Below are 23,488 nucleotides of genomic sequence, written 5' to 3'. Positions count from 1 at the left end.
TTAAATGCATATTGCCATTATTAGTGCAACAGGAATGATTGGTAAACCTGTTACTCACGAACTACGTAAGGCCGGTTTCAGCATACGGATCATTGCCCGTGATGTGGACGCAGCCCGTCGTCTGTTTCCTGATATAGAGATAGCCGCCGGTGATTTGCGAACTACAGCTAGTCTCGTCGGTCCCTTGCAAGGCATCGATACGGCTTACCTGAACCTATCGATCAGGCAAACCGAAAAACCTGCCGATTTTCATACCGAAGAGCAGGGGATAGTTAATCTAATTGAAGCGGCCAAACAAGCTGGCGTACGTCGAATTGCGTATCTATCGTCAATTGTTATGCGCTATCAAGACATGGATGGGTTCAGCTGGTGGGTGTTTGCGATAAAGCAGAAGGCTGTCCGCCTGCTCAAAGCGTCGGGAATTCCGTACACCATCTTTTATCCGTCCTGTTTTATGGAGTCACTCAACACCACGCAGCGGGTTGGGCGTTTTGTGTTGCAGATCGATCTTCTGTGCGTCCGTGCTATATAGCCGCCGAGGATTACGGCAAACAAGTGTCCAGGGCGTTTCAGATTGCGCAGGAAGGACAACATCAGGAATACGTCATTCAGGGACCGGAAGCGATCACCCAGCATGAAGCTGCCGAACGCTTCGTGAAAGCTTACCCAACGAAAAAACTGGTGACACTTACGGTACCTTCTTCGCTGATAAGACTCGGACAGTTATTTTCAGCTCAGGCCGATTACGGCTGGCACATCACAAAAGCGCTCAACGGGTATCCCGAAGTGTTTGAGGCCCAGCAAACGTGGACCGACCTGGGTGTTCCACAAACAACCGTTGAGCGTTTCGCCGATAGCGCGTCAATGCAAGGGTAAACTTTTTACTTTTCCGCCCGCCACATCATCAACCGTGTGCTGAATGACAAAGGCCGTTGGGTCAACAATCGAGATCATGTTTCGTAAACGGCTGAGTTCTAGTCGGGTCAATACCACGTACAAGACACAGTCAAGGTCATGGTGGCTACCGTGCTTTCCATAGCCTTCTTCGGCTTTCAAGACGGTTACTCCCCAACCACACTCGATAATCTGTTCGCGAATGGCCACATGATTTTTAGAGACGATAAGGACCGCCGTGTATTCCTCGATACCGTGAATAACGAAGTCTACTGTTTTGGATGCGGCAAAATAAGTGATCATGGAGTACAGCGCAGGGTTGACGCCCAGGAAAAAAGCGGCAGCGCTGAATATGACTACGTTGAGAACCAGGATAACGTCACTTACCTTAAAAATGTGGCTGCTTCGGCTGATGAGCAAAGCCGCAATTTCGGTTCCGTCCAGAACAGCACCTCCCCGCATGGCCAGTCCGATTCCGGCTCCGATGAAAAATCCGCCAAAAACAGACGTCAACAGAAAATCCGGTGTTACATCCGGGAAAGGAATAACGGCCAGACTAAGCGAAAGACCCGCAATCCCAAGTGTGCTTTTAAGCGCAAATTGCCGCCCAAACTGTCGGTAACCCAACCCAATAAAAGGTAAGTTGATAAGCAATAGCCAGATGGGTAGGGGAATATTAAACAGGGAAGCGAGCAGCATCGATATGCCCGTGACACCCCCATCAATGAAATGACTTGATAACAGAAAACCTTTGATACCCATACCGGCACCAAGTACGCCTGCGGTAATAAAAAGTGTGTCTTTAATGATACGGTACGTTGCGGAATGTTGGATCATAGTGTCGCGTTAAACGTGAAAACTAAGTTATGGGTTACTGGTAGTTAGGAAGCGTGAGGTAAACAAGTAGCCGGGGTAACTAGTGACTTTGAGGGACAAAGCCAAATTACCCGTTTACCGTAATTCCCCACATGTACTTTGGTAGTTAAGCAGTTAATCGATGCAAACGGACAGTGTACTGTTTGCCTGCTTACTTAGTACAACCCATCAACCGACAAATATCGTTCACCCGTATCGTAAGAGAATGTCAAAATTCGACTGCCAGGCGTGATTTCGGGTAATTTTTGGTGAACAGCCGCCAGGGAAGCACCTGACGAGATACCCACGAATAAACCTTCTTCCCGTGCTGCTCGTCGCGCCCAGTCAAAGGCATCGTCGCGGCTTACCTGGATAGTGCCATCAATAGCGCTGAGTTGTAAATTCTGCGGTATGAAACCGGCACCAATGCCCTGGATAGGGTGTGGGCCTGGAGCCCCACCACGAATCACCGGGGAAGCCTCGGGCTCGACGGCATAAGCTTTGAGATTCGGAAATTTTTCTTTCAACACCTCCGATACGCCCGTAATATGACCGCCCGTACCAACTCCCGTGATCAACACATCGAATCCGTCGGGGAAATCGGCAAGAATCTCCTGGGCGGTTGTGCGTTTGTGAATTTCAATGTTTGCCGGATTTTCAAACTGCTGGGGCATCCAGGCGTCAGGTGTTGCCTCGATCAATTCGTGAGCGCGGGCAATTGCTCCTCTCATGCCTAACTCGCGTGGGGTTAGGTCGAAAGTAGCGCCGTAGGCCGCCATGATCTTACGCCGTTCGATACTCATCGATTCCGGCATGACCAGAATTAACTTGTACCCTTTTACGGCGGCTACCATCGCTAAACCAATACCTGTATTGCCCGAGGTAGGTTCGACAATTGTGCTTCCCGATGTAAGTAAGCCCTTTGCTTCGGCATCTTCAATCATCGCCAGCGCAATGCGGTCTTTGATGCTGGCACCGGGGTTGGCTCGCTCGAGTTTTACCCAAACCTCATAACCCGGAAAAAGGCGGTTCAGGCGCACGTGCGGAGTTTGGCCAATGGTATCTAGGATAGTGGTAGCTTTCATGAAAGTAGGGATTGGGTACGTGAACACTAAAGATAAATGGGTAATCAAAAAGATAGCCGTGTTCGCTAGCTCCTTAATTACCCATTTAACTTAATTTAAGGTTATTCTATTTTAGATGACAAAATTTATTGGCTCGGCATCGTCAAGCGATTTAAGCCGAACCTCGGTCTGGTGCTGGTTGTAAACCAGCGAATAAGGTTCTACACTACTAGTCAGCCAAACGTTACCGCCAATGACCGAATCATGCCCAACAACGGTGCGCCCGCCCAGGATGGTGGCATTCGCGTAGATAACCACGTTATCTTCAATCGTTGGATGCCGTTTCTTCTGAGCCATAGACTTGGCAACGTGGGTTGCGCCGAGGGTAACCCCCTGGTAAACCTTGACATTATTGCCAATAACGGTTGTCTCCCCAATCACGACGCCCGTGCCGTGGTCGATGAAAAACGACCGGCCAATCTGCGCGCCAGGGTGAATATCGATTCCTGTAAGACCGTGTGCGTACTCCGTGAGCATCCGGGGCAGAAGCGGCACGTTCAGGCCAAGCAGTTCGTGCGCAATGCGATACACGGCAATGGTGTAGAAACCGGGGTAGACCGCTACCACCTCTTCGACGCCAACGGCCGCCGGATCGTTGTCTACGATGGCGTGAGCATCCAAAAACAGCTTGTCATAAATAACGGGCAACTGCTCAAAGAACTTGTCCGCAATCGTTTCAGGATTAGTGGGCAGCGTGGCTGACAAGGGTTGAAACAGGCAAATAAGTTGCTGATGCAGCTTCTGGTAAGTTTCCTCGATATGCTGAGAAGCCGACTGGCAGTCCTGCGTAACGGGAAACAGCAACCGCATCAACTGATCAATAAATCGACCGGCATCGGGGCGGGAGGGAAGTTTATACCGATACTGCGACCGTTGGGCCTGTAGGTGGTCGAGGAAAGAAGTATTAGCAACAAGCATAATCGTATTGGCGAATAACTAAATAAGTAAGGTCGTTACGAGAACTCAAAAAGTAGAATAGTTGCCCCGCGATGAGGAAATCGTACGACACTTAACTGAGTATAATAATAGCAAATAACGTTCCTAATCCAAGGATTTTTGTCAATATCATAACAAAAGCGTAACGTAAAGTAGCTACGGTTAGTTTGGCGTCTATTTTGTTCGTGTTGAATTAATCAACAAACTACGATGAACAGCCATGTTTAGTAAGGCTATAAATGCATTTTTATTATCGCTGGTTGCTACAGCCGGGTTTTCCTGGTTTATGTGGTCGCTCTGTCAACCCAGTAAAAAAGTGGCTGACAATGCCGGCGTAGAGCACATAAAATCGCTGGTGAGCACCGGTGACGAAGGAGATGTCGAGGAGGCCGGTCTACTGCCTCCGATCTTCGAATCTGACAAAGCTACTTCAGCCAAGTCAGTTGCTTCAGTTCGGGCCGTGAACGCTTACCCAAAATTGACGTTTGACTCACCGGTTGAGTACACACACGCCAACGATGGCTCTAATCGGGTGTTTGTGGTCGAACAGGTTGGTCGTATCAAAATGTTTGATAACAACCCTGATGTTACGTCCTCCCAAACCTACTTGGACATTCGGAATAAAGTCGCCTATGGCGGGGAGATGGGGCTATTAGGACTGGCTTTTCACCCAAAATTTAAGGAGAACGGGTTTTTCTTTGTGAACTACACTAAGAATAATCCCCGCGAAACGATAGTAAGCCGGTTTAAAGCTTCTTCGACAAATGCGTCACAGGTTGATCCTAATTCCGAAGTGATCCTGTTCCGGTTCAAACAACCGTACTCAAATCATAACGGCGGTAAAGTGCTGTTTGGGCCTGACGGCTATCTGTACGTAGCAACGGGTGATGGCGGAAGTGGGGGCGATCCGCAGAACAACGGACAAGATCGGAGCAGTTGGCTTGGTAAAATACTGCGTGTCGATGTAAACAGCACCGAAAAAGGGCACTACGGTATTCCCGCTGACAATCCATTTGCCAACAACAAGGAGGGATTGCGTGAAGAACTATTTGCGTACGGTTTGCGCAATCCGTGGCGGATAAGCTTTGACGAAAAAGGTCAGCTATGGGCGGGCGACGTTGGTCAGAATGAAATAGAGGAAGTTGACATCATCACAAAAGGAGGAAATTACGGCTGGCGTGTTAAAGAAGGCCGTGAGGACTATAAGGCCGAAGGGAATTCCACTCCTAAGAACCTGATTGCCCCGATTTGGCAGTATCCGCATCGGGATGGCAATATCTCTATAACGGGTGGTATCGTGTACCGGGGAGCGCAGAATCCATCGTTGCGCGGCAAGTATGTTTATGCTGATTACGCGAGTGGCCGGGTTTGGGCGCTTACACCGAACGGTACGAAGTCAGCTTCGAATCAGGAAATCGTACCCAGGGCAGGGGCCATATCAGCTTTCGGCGAGGATCAGAAAAACGAGTTGTACTTGTGCGATCTGGGAGAAGGAAAGATCCTTAAACTCGTAGAGAACTAGGTTTAGTAGAGCTATAAGTAAATTGATTGTTTAATTTTGGTTACGTATTTTAGTCGTTCAATCGACAGGTACTCACCATTATGTTCAATCGTTTACAAGCGCTTATTCGTGATTATTTCGGATTTTCTCACAAAGAAGCCAGAGGGACGTTGGTACTGATTTCCCTTACATTGCTTTGCCTGCTAATCCCTTTTTTGTATCGCTTTGTTGCCGATCCCAAATCCGTCGATACATCCGTTGCTGATCAGCGCAAACTAGATAGTCTGGTGAGCCTGATGCAAGCGGAGGAAGCTCGACAACCCAAGTTTGGCGCAAGACCGGAAAACGAAAAGACCACTGCGGAGCGTTTCAGCGAGCCGAAACTCTTCGCGTTCGATCCGAATACTGTTAGCGTAGCAGGCTGGCAGCAACTAGGATTGCCCCGCTGGCTGGCCGAGCGAATCGAAAAATACCGTAGCAAAGGAGGGCAGTTCCGTAAAAAAGAAGATTTACTGCGTATTTATGACTTTCCTCCCGATCTGTACGATCAGCTAGAGCCATACATAACGTTGGCCGATCAGCCCGCAACGAAAAAATATGCGGACAGCCGGACAACCGATAAACAGGTTTCGGCCGGGAAGTCCTACGCCACCGATGGGTATAAGAGCAACAGTCACGCTTCTTTTGCAAAACCCGCACTACAACCATTTGACATCAACACGGCCGATACCACTCAGTTGATTGCCTTGAAAGGAATTGGCTCCAAACTGGCCGGACGAATCATTAAATTCAGGGATGCGCTCGGCGGTTTCGTCGCGACGGACCAGTTCAGGGATATATACGGACTTGACTCGTTAGCCTTGGAGGAGTTACAGAAGTTTGCAAAAATTCAATCCGCACCGCGCCGGATCGCAATCAACACGGCTAGTGCTGAAGAACTGGATCGTCACCCGTTTTTATCACGTCGGCAGGCTGAGGTCATTGTACGCTACCGGGAGCAGCACGGCGCTTACAGTTCCGCTGAATCGCTGAAGCCAATCCGGATTCTGGACGCGAAGACAATCGAAAAGATCGGTCCATATTTGGAGTTTTAACCAAAGAGTGGTTGAATTTTGACCAACCGCCAAGACGATCAGGTCAAAATTCAACCACCTATCAGAAGTTTGGTTTCAGCAGGTACTTGCTGTAAAAATCATCGATTGCCTTGACCGCTTCGGTAGGTGTGTCTACAACAGTCACCAGTTTCATATCTTCCGGGTTGATGTTGTGTTCCTGGCCCAACATGACGTCGTTGATCCAGTCCATCAACCCACTCCAGAACGAACGGCCTACCAGAACAATGGGGAAACGAGCGATTTTACGGGTCTGAATAAGCGTCATAGCTTCGAACAGTTCGTCAAGGGTTCCTAACCCACCGGGCATGACAACAAACCCCTGCGCGTACTTAACGAACATTACTTTCCGGACGAAAAAGAAGTCGAAGTTGATGCTTTTATCTGGATCGATGTAAATATTGCTGTGTTGCTCAAAAGGAAGTTTGATGTTTAAACCAACTGATTTCCCGCCTTGCTCAAAGGCTCCTTTGTTGCCCGCTTCCATAATACCCGGACCGCCACCGGTGATTACGCCATAACCGTGACGTACCAGCTTAGCCGCAATCTCTTCCGTCATTTTATAGTACGGATTATCAGGTTTGGTGCGGGCCGAACCGAAGATAGAAACACACGGCCCGATTTTGGCAAGTTTGTCGAAACCTTCCACAAACTCCGCCATTACTTTAAAAATTGCCCAGGAGTCGGCTGTTTTAATTTCGTTCCAGTTACGATCCTGAAAGGCGTCTTTGATACGTTGTTCGTCAGGAGTAAGCAGTAACTCGTCGCGCTTTGGTAAGTCTTGCGTAATGCGTTCGGTACTCTGCGTTTCAGAGCGGTGAACATTTTCTTTTGTTTCTTCCATTTGGGTAATAAAAAAGGCAGTGGGCGCGAAACGTACTCACTTCGTTAATAATCAGACTACTACCGTCCTGTGTTGAGTAATAAAATAAAGAGTCAGCAATGAGTCTAACCGCAATTTTTATTAGGGCGGATTCAAATAACGAATAATTTTGCCAAAACGTTTCGTCAGAAACTAGATAAATAAGCTATCCGAATGAATTGATAGCTGAGCCATAAGACCAGCATCAATCAATCCATAGCCAACTTTCTACTTATCGTATTGTACTATGCCTGAACACATTGCACTCGGTGCCGATCATGCCGGGTTTACTTACAAGGAAGCGATCAAATCGTGGCTTGAAGACCGTAACTACACTGTAACTGATTTTGGAACTTACTCAGCGGATTCGGCTGACTACGCTGACTTTGCTCACCCGGTTGCGTCAGCGGTCGAAACGGGGAAAGCAGAACGGGGAATCTTGATCTGTGGGAGCGGACAGGGCGTATCCATGACGGCTAATAAACACCCGAACATACGAGCGGCTTTAGTCTGGCAACCCGCCATTGCTCAGCTTACCCGCCAGCATAACAATGCCAACGTGCTTTGCTTACCGGAGCGCTTCATTTCGCTGGACGATGCGCTTCAGTGTGTGCAGCTCTTTCTGGCCACCGAATTTGAGGGAGGACGTCACCAGCAGCGGGTAGACAAGATAGCCTGCTGATTGACCGAACAATGCTAAAGAAGTTATTCGCCCGGATCGTCGCGCTACTCATGGCGGCTGTCCGGGCGAACTGTTTATTTTCGGCGGCTCTCCAGAAACGCTTCGATACGATCTAAGGCTACCGTCAACTCATCAACGCTTGGCAGGCAAACGATGCGGAAGTGATTTTTATCCAGGAAGTTAAATCCGGTTCCGGCTACGACCAGCACTTTCTGTTCCGTCAGCAGATCGTAGACAAACTGCTCGTCGTGGGCAATGTTGAACTGGGTTAAGTCGAGTTTCGGAAAAATATACAGGGCACCTTTCGGCTTCACGCACGATACACCCGGAATAGCCGTCATACGGTCGTAGGCCAGCATAATTTGCTTATAGAGCCGTCCCGCTGGAATAACCAGGTCGTTGATACTTTGGTAGCCACCGAGGGCCGTTTGGATAGCGTACTGCGTTGGTACGTTGGCACAAAGGCGCATACTGGCCAATAGCGTTAACCCTTCAATGTAGGATTTGGCCCGTTGTCTGGCCCCGCTCATAATCATCCACCCTCCGCGAAAACCGGCAGCCCGATAATTTTTTGATAAACCGCCCATCGTGATGCAGAGCGTATCCTGGATCATCTTGGCTATCGGGTAGTGCACCGTTCCGTCGTACAGAATCCGGTCATAAATTTCGTCGGAGAAGACAATCAGCTTATGCTTTTCAGCGATGCGAGCGATCCCTTCCAGAATACTCTTATCGTAAACGGCACCGGTCGGATTATTGGGGTTGATGACGACGATCGCCCGGGTTCTGGGCGTGATTTTGTTTTCCAGATCGATTAGATCAGGATTCCAATCGGCGGCTTCATCGCAGACGTAGTGGACGGGTTTCCCCCCACAAAACGCCACAGAAGCGGTCCAGAGTGGATAATCCGGGGTCGGAATAAGCACTTCATCGCCTTCGTTCAGCAATGCCTGCATCGATAACATGATCAGCTCGCTGACACCGTTGCCGATGTAAATGTCATTGATGGTAATGCCCGGCAAGCCAATGTTCTGGGTGTGGTGCATAACCGCTTTGCGGGCGGCAAACAACCCACGCGAATCGGAATAACCCTGGGCGTTGCGGATATTCAGGATGATGTCATGAACAATTTCGTCGGGAGCGTCGAAGCCGAACGTTGCCGGGTTACCAATATTCAGGCTAATGATTTTATAGCCCTGACTCTCAAGCTCAAGCGATTTTTCGTAAACCGGCCCTCTGATATCATATTTTAAATGCGTCAGCCGATCGCTCTTTAATATCTCATCCATGCTGCAAAGCTACGAGGCTCGTTTCCCAAAATCAACTGGTGATTAATAGCGCTTTCTGTAGAAAAACTCAAGCTGATAATTCACGGTCTCGGTTGCCTGGGTTGTCGGATTAACAACAGTTCCGGAGGATTTAAACGGCCCGGTAGACATTTCGCCCGTAGACCGTGCATACTTAAGTGTATAAGGAGTCACTTGACCAGAGGCTGGATTGGGGCGTAGCGTTAACAACGTATCGCGAAACGACCATCGACCTTCTTCGGTACTTTTGGACGAAGAATTATACGGGGAATACTCTTCCGAATACGTCGAATCGGATCGAAAGGTGTAGGTATCGGTGCCGAGATTGGTGCTGACCGTTCCATTCAACGTAGAGTAGGAAGCGGGCAGGTTCGAAATGGTGTAGCGGTTGATATCCCACTGGCCGACAATTGGGCCTGAGTCAGCCGCTACCTCATTTTCTCTTGAACAGGCGGCAAGAACGCTCGCGCAAAAGACCGCAAGCAGAAAAAGTAAGGATTTTTGTTTCACGGGATTGAAGGATTCATTACTCAATAGTTGCCTGATCGCGTTGGCAAGATTACAAAAAACGGAGCGAATTGTCTGCTTATCGTTTAAACGTAATTGCCCGGCCTTCCTGAGGTACTAAAAACTGGTTTTCTGGAATATGTTTTTCCTGGAGTGCTTTCCGCAAATCGTTCGCTGGCTCATAGAGGCCGTCGTCGCCCTGCTGGAACGTACCAAAGTGAATGCCCACGGCTTGCTGTGCTTTCGTATCCAGAAGGGCCTGGACAGCACCGGCTGGCGACACATGGACCGGAGCCATAAACCATTCGGGGCGGTACGAGCCAATCGGTAAGAGTGCCACTTTAATGGGACCGGTCGAACTACGCGATGCCTGTTCGCCAATGCGTTTGAAATGCGGACCGTAGCCACTGTCCCCGCAGAAATAAACCGTACCGAAACCTGTGTGCAGCAGATAACCGCACCAAAGCGTTTCGTCGCGGTCGCCCATGCCCCGGTTGCTGAAATGCTGCGCCTGTACGCAGGTCAATTGTAAGTTGTCGTTTACCCGTAAGGTGTCATTCCAGTCTAATTCGCGCGTTGTCCGACCGTCTACCGACTTTGGCAGATAGGATACACCAAGTGGTGTGACAAAAAGCGGGTTATGCGCTTTGACTAGTTTTTTTAGCGTCGGTAAGTCAAGGTGGTCATAATGGTTGTGGCTGAGCAGCACTACGTCGATGGGCGGTAGTTCGTCAAAACGTAAGCCCGGCGGACGTTTGCGCTTGACACCCAGCCACGAGGTGGGGCCAACGCGTTTCGACCAGACAGGATCGGTCAGAATATTAAGGCCGTTTGTCTGAAGCAGAAATGTAGAGTGGTTGACGAATGTAACGACCAGGCTATCGCCTTCGACGCGTGTGGCTGGTCGTGGCCCCACGAAGGCGTCGGGTTGCTCCGGCCACGGGCCTTTGTCGCGGTGCAACAGCCACTTTAGCACTCCCCCCGATGTTCGTTCGGGCATGTTCGGGTTGACAAACTTTTTGCCATTAAAGTGATCCGTAACCGGGCCTTTGTAGTGCGGGGCGCAGGCTGTCAGCGCCGACAGGAGCCACAGAAAGAGAATGAAGCGAGATCTGATCATTAGTTAAAATAAAACCAATTGTCCGGTACCACCCCGTTCGTGTTCCAGCAGCCACTTTTTACGCCAGAGGCCACCCGAGTAGCCAGTAAGCGAACCGTCGGAGCCAATGATCCGGTGGCAGGGAACGACAATCCAAAGCGGATTTTTTCCGTTGGCAGCGGCTACCGCCCGAATCGCTTTCTCGTCGCCGATACGCCGGGTTAGGGCCAGGTACGAAAGCGTTGTGCCGAAGGGTACGTTCAAGAGTGCTTTCCAGACCGTTTGTTGAAAGGTGGTACCCGCCGGGTTAATCAGGAAGTCGAACGTTTTGCGCGTTCCGGCAAAGTAATCTGCTAACTGCTGGACGGCCTGGCTGACGGGTTCGGGAATGGATGCCGAGACGGGTTCGTCAGCCGAAACGTTCACGCAGGAGATGGCCGAAACCCCGGCTTCATCCCCCGTCACCTGAACAAGACCCAGCGGTGATTCAAAAATGATGGTCGTCATTGTTATGGAAAGTTAGCCAATATCGGGGATTTTCGTCGTAAACCCTATCTTTGCGGACTCAGTAACTGATTATGACAGAGCAGAAAATTTCCTTACAAGACATTATTGCCCACGCTAAAGAATACGGTTTCGTATTCCCATCTTCCGAAATCTACGATGGTCTCCAGGCTGTATATGATTATGGTCAGAATGGCGTCGAGCTGAAAAATAATCTCAAGACATTGTGGTGGAAGGCAATGACCCAGCTCCACGATAACGTTGTTGGCATTGACGCGTCGATCTTTATGCACCCGCTCACCTGGAAAGCGTCGGGGCACGTCGATTCGTTCAATGATCCCATGATCGACAACCGCGATTCGAAAAAGCGGTACCGGGCCGATCAGCTCATTGAGCAGAAAGCTGAGATCTACGAAACCAACGGCGACGAAGAAAAAGGGAAAGCCCTGCGCGAAGAGCTGGCCCGGCTGCTGGGTAACGAAGACCTAGACGGTGTTCGGAATCTGATTATTGCGGAAGGAATCAAAGATCCGGTTTCGGGCAATGACAACTGGACGGAGGTACGTCAGTTTAACCTGATGTTCTCGACGCAGGTGGGTTCGCTGGCCGAAGATGCCAGTCTGATTTACCTGCGCCCCGAAACGGCACAGGGGATCTTCGTGAACTTTCTGAACGTACAAAAAACGGGTCGGATGAAAATCCCGTTTGGCATTGCTCAGATCGGGAAAGCGTTCCGGAACGAAATTGTAGCGCGGCAGTTCACCTTCCGGATGCGGGAGTTTGAGCAGATGGAAATGCAGTTCTTTGTGCGGCCTGGTACCGAAATGGAGTGGTACGAACGCTGGCGGGATACGCGCCTGAAATTCCACCAGGCATTGGGACTTCCTGCGGAGAAACTTAAATTCCATATTCACGAAAAATTAGCGCACTACGCCAATGCCGCCGTGGATATTGAGTACCAGTTTCCGTTTGGTTTTCGGGAAATGGAAGGCATTCACTCCCGCACGGATTTTGACCTGAAATCGCACCAGGAGTTAAGCCGTAAAAAACAACAGTATTTCGACAACGATGTTGATCCGGCAACGGGCAAGCCATATGGCAATTATGTTCCGTATGTGGTCGAAACGTCGGTAGGAGCGGACCGGTTGTTCCTGGCTATCTTCTGCAACGCGTTCACGAAAGAAACGGTCGGTGAGGGCGACGATCAGAAAGAGCGTACCTACCTCAAACTGCATCCGGCGCTGGCACCGGTAAAAGCGGCTGTATTCCCGCTCGTGCGCAAGGATGGCCTGCCCGAAAAAGCACAGGAAATTGTCAAGAGTCTGCGGTCGGAGTTTCGGGTTATCTACGAAGATCGGGATGCGATCGGCAAGCGTTATACCCGGCAGGACCTGATCGGAACCCCGTTCTGTATTGCGGTCGATTATCAGTCCCTGGAAGATAACACGGTTACGATCCGGTACCGCGACACCACCGAGCAGATCCGCGTTCCAATCAGTGAACTCAAAGCGCGCATCGGACAGGAAGTGTCGATCGAACGCGTTCTGGAAAAAATGTAATCACAAGTCAGCTTTTAGCGCATGAAAATGGGCTCCGTCACTATCGACGGAGCCCATTCTTTTAAGACAGGTGTTGCAAGAAGCGAAAAACCGCTGACTTAATTCAAGTGTGGCATATTATTGACTAACTGCCGGCGAACGCTGCTCCAGCGCCGACGTGATACGGGTAATACGTCGCCGGTGCTTAGGTGAACCAACCCACCTGTATCGGTGCGTTCCAGCCGCTCTACGTACCGACGGTTGACGACGCAGTTACGGTGCAACCGGATAAACCAGTCGGTTGGCAGTTTGGGCATGTAATACTTTAGCGTACGTGGCATGAGCATCCGACGTCCATCCATCCAGTTCAACCAACTGTAGTTGGCAACTGCCTGCATATAGACCAAGTCTGAAACAGGAAACGACTGCCGCCCTGTCTCACGCAGGTATAACTTCAAGGGGGGCCATTCAGCGGGTGTAGTACGGGCCGAAGCTGTGACGGAGGATACGTAGGTCATAAAAATTTACATTTAGCGGTGCTTGCCTGTTAGGCCAGAAAAGAAGATATGCAATGATACTACGTATGAATTCGAACGACTTGTTCATTCGTAACAAGTGCTATAAAATTTGTAACATACCCACTAATTGGCTCACTTTTACGAGCAAATGGTTACCTGCCGCTCAATAAAGAAAGTCCCGGATGCACATCCGGGACTTTCTTTATTGAGCGGTAAACGCAGGAGGATCGACTAGTTAGGTCGATTTGTGGCGGTTTTGTTCGACGTATTCGGAGGGTGTCAGACCGTGGTGCTCTTTAAATACCTTCGAAAAATAAGCGGGTGTATCGAAGCCAATGGCATAGGCAACATCGGAAATCGGAACATTCGTCAGCAGCATTTCGCTGGCCCGGTTCAGTCGCACCGCCCGGATTAGTTCATTAGGCGAAAGACCGGTCATCGCCTTCACTTTGCGGTTCAGGTGCATTCGACTCATGTTGACAGCCGCAGCCAGTGGCTCTACCCCAAAGGTTGTGTCTCCCAGCCGGGCGTTAAGGACTGCGTAGATTTTGTTCATGAACTCATCTTCGGGAACAGCACTGACAGTTGGTACGTGCCCTTCACTCAACAGCCTTGTTCGGAAGTGCTGGCTAAACCGCCGTTGCTGTTCCAATCGGTTGCGGACGCGCCAGCGAAGTTCATCGACTTGGAAAGGTTTGGCAATGTAATCATCAGCGCCAGCGGCCAGCCCTTCAACCCGGCTTTCGATGGACGATTTGGCCGTTAACAGAAGCACCGGAATATGGTTGGTAATGGGATTGCTTTTCAATCGTCGGCACAGTTCGTACCCGTCCATCTCGGGCATCAGCACGTCGCTGATCACTAAATCCGGACCATCGGCAAGAGCTGCTTCGATGCCTTCCTGCCCATTGCTAGCCCGCTGGACCCGCCAGTCGGAACGAAGAATGTCCGTTACAAACTCGGCGATGTCGTCATTGTCTTCTACCAGTAAGAGGTGGGGTAGGTCGGTTACGGCATTTTCCTCGTCCAACGGCTGCAATGACGGCTCGGGTAAGTGATTGACCAAGTCGGGCGTGGAGGCCGCAATTGAAGCTAGAGCGATTGTGGGCTGGCAGGGCAATTCGACGGTAAAGGTCGATCCTTTGCCGGGCTGACTTTCCACCTGAATCGTTCCCTGCATGATATCGACCAATTCTTTAACCAAGGCCAATCCAATACCCGAGCCAACCAGTTCGGGTTTGTCGGCTTGATTGATTTGGTAAAATCGGTTGAAAATCAAAGGTAATTTATGATTTGAAATACCAATACCCGTGTCTTTAACGATGATTCGTAAACTATTGATTGAGGTCGGTATGTCAGCCGGAGCGCCAGGATCTACCGCCGTGAATGTAAAGAAGTTGACGTCGATCGTGCCATTCTTGTCCGTGAACTTTAAGGCATTCGCCAGTAAGTTATTGATAATCTTCTCGACTTTGTCGGCGTCGAACCAATACATCCGCTGCGCCAGCTGGTAGTAGACGCGCAGCTTGATATTTTTTCGCTGCGCTTCCTGCTCAAAGGAACTGACCGTACGCTCCAGGAAATCGGGCAGATCGCCCTGGGTGGGTACAACGGTCAGGCTGCCGGTTTCTAGCTTTGCCAGATCAAGCAATTCGTTGATAAGACGCAGCAATTGGCTCGCGTTCCGGTACACCATGCCCAGTCGGCTATGCTGGTGTGGATCGTTAACCTCTTTGAGTAACTGCTCAAGTGGACTCAGAATAAGCGTTAACGGCGTGCGAAACTCGTGTGTAATGTTAGCGAAGAACCGGGACTTGATTTCATCAATGGTTTTTAGCTGGATGGATTCCTGCTCCCGTAATTCCATACGACTTTGAAGCCGAACCCGATTGATCCGTATTCTAACGAACGCGATGATAGCGCCTACCAAAAGAAGCGCGTAGAAGGCATACGCCCACCAGGTAGACCAGGGAGCTGGTTTGATGACAACGCGAATCTGATGGGTGTAAGGACTCCACACCCCCGATGTGTTTGATGCGTTGACAACAAAGGTGTAGGTTGCCGGTGGCAGATTCGTGTACGTAGCGGAAGCCTGGTTACCGTTATACACCCAATCGTTATCCAGTCCGATCAGTTTGTACCGATACTGATTTTTACTGCTGTGGTTAAACTGCAAAGCGGCAAAATCAAACGACAAAAAGTTCTGCTGGTGATTAAGGATGATCTCACGAGTTTCGTTGATGTCCTGCGTGAGCGGAGAGTCGGGGACGGTTGCATCGACAAGCTGGTTGTTAACCCGCAGGGCTGTCAGGGCAACAACGGGCTTGAAGGCATTATCGATGACACGGCGTGGATAAAAAGCAACGTAGCCATTTGAACCACCAAAAATAATACGGCCATCGGGCAGGGAAATGTCGTGGAATCGGTTGAACTCATCGCCGGGCAGTCCATCGTCGGTGGTGTAGTTGCGTACTTCGAACGTGCGCGTGTCGAATCGGCAAAGGCCCCGGTTGGTGCTGAGCCAGAGATGACCGTCCGCGTCGGGGCGAATGCCATAAATAACGTTGTTGGGTAGACCATTCCGAACGGTAAACGTACGAATCGTGCCGGTATGCTTATCCAGACGGCACAGACCGTTGCCGTAGGTCCCTATCCATAAATAATTGTACTGCTTCGGATCTTGGGCCAGGCTGAGTAACGAATTGATCGGGAGAGCGTTGGGATCTTCGGGGTTTACACGCCAGTGAATCAATCGCTTATCCGCCAGGTCGGCCCGAAGCAGACCATGACTTTGCGTAGCCAGATAAATGCGGCCACCGTCAACCTGCATGGCCATAACTTCATACGGGTGACCCGTTGGCAACGGCAAGGGAAAAGCGGTAAACGAGCGTTTGGCCGGATCGTAGCGTACAACGGCCCGTCCGTCGGGTGCCAGCAGCCCCCAGAATTCGCCTTCGGCTCCAACAGCCAGCGCCGATAGTCGAAAAGCGCCCTTGGTCAACCACTTGGCTTCGATACCCGTAGGCGGAATGGATTCAAACTTCCAGAGCGATGAATTATACCGGAACACGGGCGTTTTAAGTCCACCCACCCACAGGCTCTTACTACGGTCGAGTTGATACCGTAGTGTAAAAGGGTCCTGTACTCTGATTTCTGGTGGAATGGCGGTAACTGGCATACCGTACTGCTGGCTTATCCAGTCCGTCTGGAAATTGATCGCATAAGGCCGGGCCTGAAAAGGTCGTTTGTTGAGGTCATATTTAGCTACACCCTGACCGTTGGTACCAATCCACAGCACGTTTGACCGGTCAATCAGCATCGACAGCGGGAGGCTATGAACAACCGATGGAGCCGTCGGTATTTCCAGGGGCGTTAGCCCTGTTTTATCGCTGTAGCGATACAGATTTACATAATCGTTTCCGTGATGGTCAACCGTGAATAGGGGAGGGAACGTTGGCTGATCGGGTACAGCAACGACCTGCCGGGTTTCACCGCCGTTCGGGTTAAAAACGGCAAACTGACCCGGAAAGCTAAGCAGCAACTCGCCGTTTTTGCGTTCGTGTAGCGCCCGCACATCATTTCGCGGCAAGCCATTTGCCGTCCGAAAAACGGTAAACTGATGCGCTCTCGGGTCATAGCGGTGAAGGCCGTCGGCGGTTGCCAGCCACAAATATCCGTGGCGGTCAACGAGCAGAGCGTCAATCCGGTGCTGAACCGTGTCGTTTTTAATCGCCCAGTTGCGTTGACTGATTCCGCCGTCGGGGCCTAGCAGAAAAAAGCCATTGGATTGTGTAGCTACCCATACATTGCCCTGCTGGTCGGGGTAGATAGCCGTCAGCAGATGATGATTGACGATGCTGCGAAAAGCGGGAGAATCGGAAACCCGACGCGTTTGCTCGGTTGTCGGGTTAAACTGATCGACGTTGTTGTTTTCCGTACGGGTCCAGAGCGAACCCCGGCTGTCTTCCTTTATTTCGTAAATACTGCTGAAAGAAGGAGACTGCGCATTGTGAGGGTCGTGATGGTAGACCTTGAAACGGAGACCATCGAAGCGGCACAGCCCATCGCGGGTAGCCAGCCAGACAAAGCCCCGCCGATCCTGGAGCATTGATTTAATAAGCCCTTGCGGCAGGCCATTCTGCATAGACAGGTAATCCGGGCTTGGTCCAAAGGCCGAGCTTAACTGTCCAATCAATAGAAAGGACAGCACGAAAAAAACACCGCTGGAAGATCTACGCATACACCCGAAGGTTACCTGTTTACATAGGCTCACTGGATAAACGAGTAAAAAGGCTAAATTAGCGCTAGCAGCTGTGGCTTTTCGATGTTTATGTGCTATTCGTATCGGGTAGTTGTCTGCTCCCATTCGTTTCGTTTTAGGACCAAAATCCGCCTATGCACCTAGTGCTTAAAACCCATGTCAATCAGCCCATCGCAACGGTATGGAACGGCTTTGACCGGAGCCTGTTCAATCGGCTCAGTCCGCCTTTTCCGCCCGTTGAGGTCGTGCGTTTCGATGGTTGCCTTCAGGGCGATGTCGTTCATCTGCGGCTTAATTTCCTGCTTGTCAAACAGGACTGGGTCAGTTTGATTGTCGATCAGCAGTCAACGGATCAGGAAATCTATTTTGTTGATCAGGGCACACGCCTGCCTTTTTTCCTTACATCCTGGCACCACCGCCATCGCCTGTTGCGTGACTCCGGAAACGGAACGGTCATCGTTGACGATATCCGGTTCAAAACTCCGTTTCTGGTGGCGGATATCCTGCTGTATCCAGTAATGTGGCTGCTGTTTACTTATCGAAAACCGATCTATAAAAGGACGTTTAGGTAAGCGTTTGTTTATTAATTGGCTTATTAGTTTACCTGCATATTACGTCAATGAATCGGGTTTTGCAAAAAAAATGTATATTAACCGGTAGGTTTAGGATAAAAAAGGCGATAGGACTGAGCGAGGGGGCTTTTTAGGAATGGATGTTTTTATGAGTGCCCGGATTCTGCTACTTTTGTCAGTACGGCTACTTGACCTATTTGCATGAAACTCCCCAACTTGACAACCCGCATCTTTCTGGGTATGGTACTTGGTATCCTGATTGGCTATTTGTTTCCGGCCACCGATGCAGGATTTTCGGGAACTGATCTGAACATACTTTCTAAAATTTTTCTCCGGCTCATCAAAATGATTATTGGGCCGCTGGTATTTGCTACGCTTGTGGTCGGGATTGCCAAACTAGGCGATTTTGGTACGGTAGGACGTATTGGCTTAAAAACATTAGCGTACTTCTATTTTGCAACCATCCTGTCCTTAGTGGTTGGTCTTCTGGTGGTTAACATCATGAAGCCGGGTGAAGTGATGAGCTTACCCTTACCCGCTAAAGGTACCGATACGGGGGTTGAGGTTCAAAAACTCACGTTCGATAATTTCATTACGCACATCGTCCCGACAAGTTTTTTCGAAGCGATGGCAACGAATGAAATTCTTCAAATCGTTATTTTCAGCATCTTCTTTGGTATCGCTGTTGGTTCAGTAGGTGCACAGGGGAAGATTGTCATCAAAGCACTGGATGCCCTGTCACACATCATGTTCAAGGTAACCAGCTACGTCATGTCCTTTGCCCCGTTTGGTGTGCTGGGTGCTATTGCCGCCGTGGTGGCTCAGCAGGGACTGGGTATTCTGACGGGCTACGTTTATTTAATTTTCTGCTTTTTCGGCGGTCTTTTGTTTTTTGTTTTCGTCGTTCTGGCCTTGATCTGCGTGGTGGCTCGCATTCCGTACGTCGCGTTGCTGAAGGAAGTTCGCTCGGCTATCATCCTGTCATTTAGCACCGCCAGTTCGGAAGCGTCTTTCCCGCAAACCATCGAAGCATTGCGCCGGTTTGGCTGTTCGGAGCGGATTATCTCCTTTGTACTGCCGCTGGGCTACTCGTTTAATCTGGACGGGTCGATGCTATATATGACGTTCGCAACGGCTTTCATCGCGCAGGCTTATCACGTGCCCCTTAGTCTGGAGCAGCAAATTACGATGATGCTGACCCTGATGATTACGTCCAAGGGAATTGCCGGAGTGCCACGGGCATCGCTGGTCGTTATTGCCGGAACGATGTCTTTGTTTAATCTGCCCATCGAAGGATTGGCCTTGCTACTGGGTATCGACCAGGTGCTCGATATGGGCCGTAGCGCGACGAGCGTAGCCGGTAATGCCGTGGCTACCTGTGTTATCTCAAAATGGGAAGGTGAATTTCGGACACAACCCATTGATTCAGAAGAGACCGCTACCGTTTAATCAGTCGTTTGCCGTTCACACAGCCAGTTCAACGTCAAAAAATGACGCTATGTACTTTTGATTGTTCTAACCGATCTGTACAAAGGTACTAAGCCTTCTTTTTATGACTCAATCCGCCGTGCTGGAGACCGAACTGGCTCCTTTTTTCACTACCAAAGCTCCTTTTCAGTTCCCGATCAATTTTCGGGAAGGGTTCGTTAAATACTGGCCCATTGTTTCGCTGGTACTCCTGGTTATTGCCTTACCGGGTATCCTGGTCTTTCTGGGTCTGGGAGCTGCGCTGGTTCCCGTCGCCTACGTCGGTGGAATTGGTACCGGATTCGGCTATACGATTTCCATGGTCTTATCGCTAGTGGGTCTTGTATTAGGTATACTGGCCTTGCCGGGGTTGTTTAACCGGAAGCGGTCCGGTTGGGTATTCAGTTATTATGCCCAGCTTCTTAGCATACTGACCAGTGTGTTCGCCTTTAGCCTGCTGGGTATTTTGATCGGCTTGATTTTTCTGATGCTGCTGTTCCAGGTGAGAGATTATTACAACTGATAAAGAGTAACGGTAAAAGCCTTTTAAGGCCACAGCTTACGAGTTGTGGCTTTTTTTATTGCCGTCCGTACAGCCCGGTGACAGTTTATCCGTAATTTGGTTGATCTTACCTTGTCTATGTCCGTAGTTTGGCTGGAGAAAGTGTTAACAACTTACCTAAACGGAATGAATATTCTCGAAACCCACCACATTGTCAAGCAGTACGCCGAGCACCGGGCATTGGATGACGTCAGTCTGACCGTTCCTCAGGGGTGCATTTTTGGATTGCTTGGTCCGAATGGCGCTGGTAAAACGTCACTTATCCGGATCATCAATCAGATTACCGCTCCCGACTCCGGCGAGGTTATCCTGGGTGGTCAACGACTCAATCCGGACCACATCCGGCGAATCGGCTACCTTCCCGAAGAACGGGGACTGTACAAAAAAATGAAAGTAGGGGAGCAGCTGCTTTATCTGGCCCAGCTGAAAGGGCTAAGCGAGAAGCAGGCGATGGAGAAGCTCAAAATCTGGTTTGTCAAGTTTGACATCAAGACATGGTGGACTAAACAGATTCAGGATCTTTCGAAAGGGATGCAGCAGAAAGTGCAGTTTGTGGCTACCGTCATGCACGAACCCGATCTGATTATTCTCGATGAGCCGTTTTCGGGATTTGACCCGATCAACGCCAATCTGATCAAGGACGAAATCCTTGAACTACGCGACAGCGGCAAAACAATTATTTTCTCGACGCACCGCATGGAGTCGGTAGAAGAACTCTGCGACAACATTGCCCTGATCAACCGCTCGCACAAGGTATTGGACGGTTCTAAACGAGCGATCAAAGAGCAGTTCAAAACCCATACCTACCACGTCGAATACCAGGGAACACTAAGCGCTCTACCGTCGGCCTTCGAGGTGTTGGCTACCCGCCCGGTCGATGAGGGCTTTTACCGCGCCGACATTCGGATTCCGCCCGATGCCGCCGTCAATGAACTGATCCGTATTCTGCTCGATCAGGTTGCTGTTCGTTCGTTTGGCGAAAACATCCCAAGCATGAACGAGATCTTTATCCAGGCTGTGGGCGAAGCCATAGACTAATCAAACCAGCGATGCGGTTGGTCGATACGGGCTAGCTCAGTAATACGCTCAAACTACCTAATTACGAATCATTCTGACCTTTACTTTATTAAGCAATGAATATAATTGCCTTGATTATCAAGCGTGAATACCTGACCCGAGTACGTAAACGGTCGTTTCTGATCATGACGATTCTGGGGCCGCTGCTGATTTTTAGCTTCTACGCGATTATTGGCTGGGCAGCTGTCAGTTCGATCAACCAGAAGAAAATAGCGGTTGTTGACGATAGCGGTCGGTTTGTTAACAAGTTTAAAAACGACGACGAAACTGTCTATGCCTATCCGAAAGAATCTTTACCGGAAGCCAAAAAGTCATTCGTAAAACAAGGATACGACGCGCTGGTATTCATCCCGAAAAACGTCATTGAGGAACCAAAGTCCGTTCAGATTTTTGCGGAGAAAAGTGTTAGCTTGACCTTACAAAGCAACATTGAGAAGGCGATTTCAAAGGAAATAGAAACCATCAAACTAAGCCAGGCGGGGATTACCCAGCAAATCATTCAGGATGCAAAAGTAAATGTCGATGCGCAGACGATTAGCCTGAGCGAGGAAGGAGAGCGAAACAGTAATGCGATTGCCATGACGATCATTGGCTATTTCTGCGCCTTTATGATCTACATATCCGTATTTATTTACGGAACGCAGGTCATGCGCGGGGTTATGGAAGAAAAAACCAACCGCATCGTGGAAGTGATTATCTCGTCGGTGAAGCCCTTTCAGCTCATGTTAGGGAAAATTCTGGGCGTGGCGCTCGTTGGACTTACCCAGTTTATGCTGTGGATTTTGCTGACCGTTGGTCTTTTTTCGGTGGGGGGCGCTCTGGTTGGCGACAAGGCTGATCGGGGACGGCAGGCTATGCAAGCGTCGGGAGCCGTGACACAGGCACCTGCTATGGCCAGCAGTCAGGCATCGTCGGGCGCACTAACTAGCGTCGTTCGTGCGGTTGAGACACTTAATATTCCGTTGATTGTCGCTTGTTTCTTGTTTTACTTCTTGGGGGGTTACCTGCTTTACAGTGCCTTGTTTGGCGCGATCGGGGCCGCCGTTGACAACGAGACGGAAACGCAGCAGTTTATGTTTCCAATTACGCTGCCAATCATCGGTTCTATTGCTGTAGCGCAGTTCGTTATGCGTGATCCTGACGGGGCGCTGGCATTCTGGACATCCATTATTCCGTTTACTTCGCCGGTGGTGATGATGGTCCGTATTCCCTTTGGCGTACCAGTCTGGGAATTGGTATTGTCGATGATTTTGCTGGTGCTGGGCTTCATGGGAACAACCTGGCTGGCCGCTCGGATTTACCGCGTTGGTATTCTGATGTACGGCAAAAAAGTGACTTACAAGGAACTGTCGAAGTGGTTATTTTATAAAGCATAAGGAGGTCGTCTGTTCATCGTGTCGCCTTGCGCGCTCGTAGAGGAAAGCCAACCGGACACGATGAACAGTCGACTACAAACCAAACACCTTGCTTGCTCGCCGTTTCTAATCTTACCAAAGCCTATAATGGCCGTACTGTGCTGACGGTACCGGCGCTAACGTTGACGCCCGGCATCCATTACTTTCGGGGTGGCAACGGCTCCGGAAAAACTACGTTTTTTCGAACGGTAGCCGGGTTGCTGCCTTTTTCGGGGACGATTATTCTTGACAATCAGTACGAAATCAGCAAGGACCCGGTGGCTTATCGGATGCGTGTAAACTATGCCGAAGCAGAACCGCTGTATCCAGATTTTCTGACAGCCCGTGACCTGGCTGGATTTGTCGGCAAGGCGAAACAAGCACCTACCCAACAGGTCAATAGGCTGGCCGAACTGTTGGGCGTAGATAAGTTCTGGACACAGACCACGGGCACGTTTTCGAGCGGAATGCTCAAAAAGTTGTCGTTGCTGTTGGCTTTGCTGGGTAATCCCCGACTTGTTCTGCTGGACGAACCGTTGACCACACTGGACGTGGCTACGGGCGCTAAGCTATTCGATTACATACGGCAGCTTACGACAGACCAGTCCGTTTCGTTTCTGCTGACCTCGCATCAGGATGTTAGCTTAACCGGCTTGTCCATTACGCGTGTCTGGCAGGTTGGCGATGGAGTTATCCTTCCTGCAACCTGACCGGCT

The 23,488-nt window shown here is 50.1% G+C and carries 22 protein-coding genes; 12 read left to right on the top strand and 10 right to left on the bottom strand.

What is annotated here, in order from left to right; all coding sequences use genetic code 11:
* Positions 1–4: 4 nt before the first annotated feature.
* A complete protein-coding gene (locus M0L20_RS20890; protein WP_248478877.1) occupies positions 5–532 on the top strand; it encodes an SDR family oxidoreductase in 528 nt (175 codons plus the stop codon).
* A complete protein-coding gene (locus M0L20_RS20885; protein ID WP_248478876.1) occupies positions 514–876 on the top strand; it encodes a Rossmann-fold NAD(P)-binding domain-containing protein in 363 nt (120 codons plus the stop codon). Before M0L20_RS20890 ends, M0L20_RS20885 begins: the two co-directional genes overlap by 19 nt.
* Here the strand turns inward: M0L20_RS20885 and M0L20_RS20880 are convergent.
* The 3 genes from M0L20_RS20880 to M0L20_RS20870 all read right to left on the bottom strand — a co-directional run bounded on the left by M0L20_RS20880 (position 862) and on the right by M0L20_RS20870 (position 3,791).
* Complete coding sequence (locus M0L20_RS20880; RefSeq protein WP_232558535.1) at positions 862–1,731, bottom strand: YitT family protein; 870 nt, start codon at positions 1,729–1,731, stop codon at positions 862–864. The genes M0L20_RS20885 and M0L20_RS20880 overlap by 15 nt on opposite strands.
* Before the next feature lie 194 nt (positions 1,732–1,925).
* Positions 1,926–2,834, bottom strand: coding sequence for a cysteine synthase A (gene cysK, locus M0L20_RS20875; RefSeq protein WP_248478875.1), 909 nt, complete (start codon positions 2,832–2,834; stop codon positions 1,926–1,928).
* Between the two features lie 111 nt (positions 2,835–2,945).
* Positions 2,946–3,791: a serine O-acetyltransferase gene (locus M0L20_RS20870; protein WP_232558533.1), complete on the bottom strand. Its 846-nt coding sequence runs from the start codon at positions 3,789–3,791 to the stop codon at positions 2,946–2,948.
* A gap of 238 nt (positions 3,792–4,029) precedes the next feature.
* Between M0L20_RS20870 and M0L20_RS20865 the strand changes: the two genes are divergently transcribed.
* Both M0L20_RS20865 and M0L20_RS20860 read left to right on the top strand, forming a co-directional pair.
* Positions 4,030–5,331, top strand: coding sequence for a PQQ-dependent sugar dehydrogenase (locus tag M0L20_RS20865; RefSeq protein WP_248478874.1), 1,302 nt, complete (start codon positions 4,030–4,032; stop codon positions 5,329–5,331).
* Positions 5,332–5,411: 80 nt separating this feature from the next.
* A complete protein-coding gene (locus tag M0L20_RS20860; RefSeq protein ID WP_248478873.1) occupies positions 5,412–6,404 on the top strand; it encodes a ComEA family DNA-binding protein in 993 nt (330 codons plus the stop codon).
* 61 nt (positions 6,405–6,465) lie between these two features.
* On the opposite strand, the gene M0L20_RS20855 is transcribed toward M0L20_RS20860, so the two are convergent.
* Positions 6,466–7,266: an LOG family protein gene (locus M0L20_RS20855; protein WP_232558530.1), complete on the bottom strand. Its 801-nt coding sequence runs from the start codon at positions 7,264–7,266 to the stop codon at positions 6,466–6,468.
* A gap of 265 nt (positions 7,267–7,531) precedes the next feature.
* On the opposite strand from M0L20_RS20855, the gene rpiB reads away from it, so the two are divergent.
* Positions 7,532–7,966 (top strand): ribose 5-phosphate isomerase B, encoded by a 435-nt coding sequence (gene rpiB, locus M0L20_RS20850; protein WP_248478872.1) that lies wholly within the window; start codon positions 7,532–7,534, stop codon positions 7,964–7,966.
* 74 nt (positions 7,967–8,040) lie between these two features.
* Here the strand turns inward: rpiB and M0L20_RS20845 are convergent, their stop codons facing one another.
* From M0L20_RS20845 to M0L20_RS20830, 4 genes are all read right to left on the bottom strand, one after another.
* Positions 8,041–9,255: a pyridoxal phosphate-dependent aminotransferase gene (locus M0L20_RS20845; protein WP_248478871.1), complete on the bottom strand. Its 1,215-nt coding sequence runs from the start codon at positions 9,253–9,255 to the stop codon at positions 8,041–8,043.
* A 42-nt stretch (positions 9,256–9,297) separates the two neighbouring features.
* Positions 9,298–9,783 carry a lipocalin family protein gene (locus tag M0L20_RS20840; protein WP_232558527.1) on the bottom strand — a complete coding sequence of 162 codons (486 nt, stop codon included), beginning with the start codon at positions 9,781–9,783 and terminating at the stop codon, positions 9,298–9,300.
* A 76-nt stretch (positions 9,784–9,859) separates the two neighbouring features.
* Positions 9,860–10,900: an MBL fold metallo-hydrolase gene (locus M0L20_RS20835; RefSeq protein WP_232558526.1), complete on the bottom strand. Its 1,041-nt coding sequence runs from the start codon at positions 10,898–10,900 to the stop codon at positions 9,860–9,862.
* Positions 10,901–10,903: 3 nt separating this feature from the next.
* Positions 10,904–11,386 carry a methylated-DNA--[protein]-cysteine S-methyltransferase gene (locus M0L20_RS20830; protein WP_248478869.1) on the bottom strand — a complete coding sequence of 161 codons (483 nt, stop codon included), beginning with the start codon at positions 11,384–11,386 and terminating at the stop codon, positions 10,904–10,906.
* 71 nt (positions 11,387–11,457) lie between these two features.
* Between M0L20_RS20830 and M0L20_RS20825 the strand changes: the two genes are divergently transcribed.
* Positions 11,458–12,942: a glycine--tRNA ligase gene (locus tag M0L20_RS20825; protein WP_248478867.1), complete on the top strand. Its 1,485-nt coding sequence runs from the start codon at positions 11,458–11,460 to the stop codon at positions 12,940–12,942.
* Between the two features lie 98 nt (positions 12,943–13,040).
* Here M0L20_RS20825 and M0L20_RS20820 read toward each other — a convergent pair whose 3' ends face one another.
* Together M0L20_RS20820 and M0L20_RS20815 are read right to left on the bottom strand one after the other, a co-directional pair.
* Positions 13,041–13,439 (bottom strand): LytR/AlgR family response regulator transcription factor, encoded by a 399-nt coding sequence (locus M0L20_RS20820; RefSeq protein ID WP_232558523.1) that lies wholly within the window; start codon positions 13,437–13,439, stop codon positions 13,041–13,043.
* Between the two features lie 235 nt (positions 13,440–13,674).
* Entirely contained in the window at positions 13,675–17,679 is a 4,005-nt protein-coding gene (locus M0L20_RS20815; RefSeq protein WP_248478865.1) for a hybrid sensor histidine kinase/response regulator transcription factor, read from the bottom strand.
* Between the two features lie 155 nt (positions 17,680–17,834).
* Here M0L20_RS20815 and M0L20_RS20810 point away from each other — a divergent pair, with 155 nt between their 5' ends.
* The 6 genes from M0L20_RS20810 to M0L20_RS20785 all read left to right on the top strand — a co-directional run bounded on the left by M0L20_RS20810 (position 17,835) and on the right by M0L20_RS20785 (position 23,482).
* Entirely contained in the window at positions 17,835–18,272 is a 438-nt protein-coding gene (locus tag M0L20_RS20810; protein ID WP_248478864.1) for an SRPBCC family protein, read from the top strand.
* 201 nt (positions 18,273–18,473) lie between these two features.
* Positions 18,474–19,721 (top strand): dicarboxylate/amino acid:cation symporter, encoded by a 1,248-nt coding sequence (locus M0L20_RS20805; protein WP_232558520.1) that lies wholly within the window; start codon positions 18,474–18,476, stop codon positions 19,719–19,721.
* A gap of 103 nt (positions 19,722–19,824) precedes the next feature.
* On the top strand, positions 19,825–20,262 hold the full coding sequence (locus M0L20_RS20800; protein WP_232558519.1) for a chromate transporter: 438 nt from the start codon (positions 19,825–19,827) through the stop codon (positions 20,260–20,262).
* 165 nt (positions 20,263–20,427) lie between these two features.
* Positions 20,428–21,339: an ABC transporter ATP-binding protein gene (locus tag M0L20_RS20795; RefSeq protein ID WP_232558518.1), complete on the top strand. Its 912-nt coding sequence runs from the start codon at positions 20,428–20,430 to the stop codon at positions 21,337–21,339.
* Positions 21,340–21,434: 95 nt separating this feature from the next.
* Complete coding sequence (locus tag M0L20_RS20790; protein ID WP_232558517.1) at positions 21,435–22,754, top strand: ABC transporter permease; 1,320 nt, start codon at positions 21,435–21,437, stop codon at positions 22,752–22,754.
* A 92-nt stretch (positions 22,755–22,846) separates the two neighbouring features.
* Positions 22,847–23,482, top strand: coding sequence for an ABC transporter ATP-binding protein (locus M0L20_RS20785; RefSeq protein ID WP_248478863.1), 636 nt, complete (start codon positions 22,847–22,849; stop codon positions 23,480–23,482).
* Positions 23,483–23,488: the final 6 nt, after the last annotated feature.

This window comes from Spirosoma liriopis, assembly GCF_023196085.1.
Taxonomy (GTDB): domain Bacteria; phylum Bacteroidota; class Bacteroidia; order Cytophagales; family Spirosomataceae; genus Spirosoma; species Spirosoma oryzicola.
This window is presented reverse-complemented; position numbering and strand designations above follow the sequence as displayed.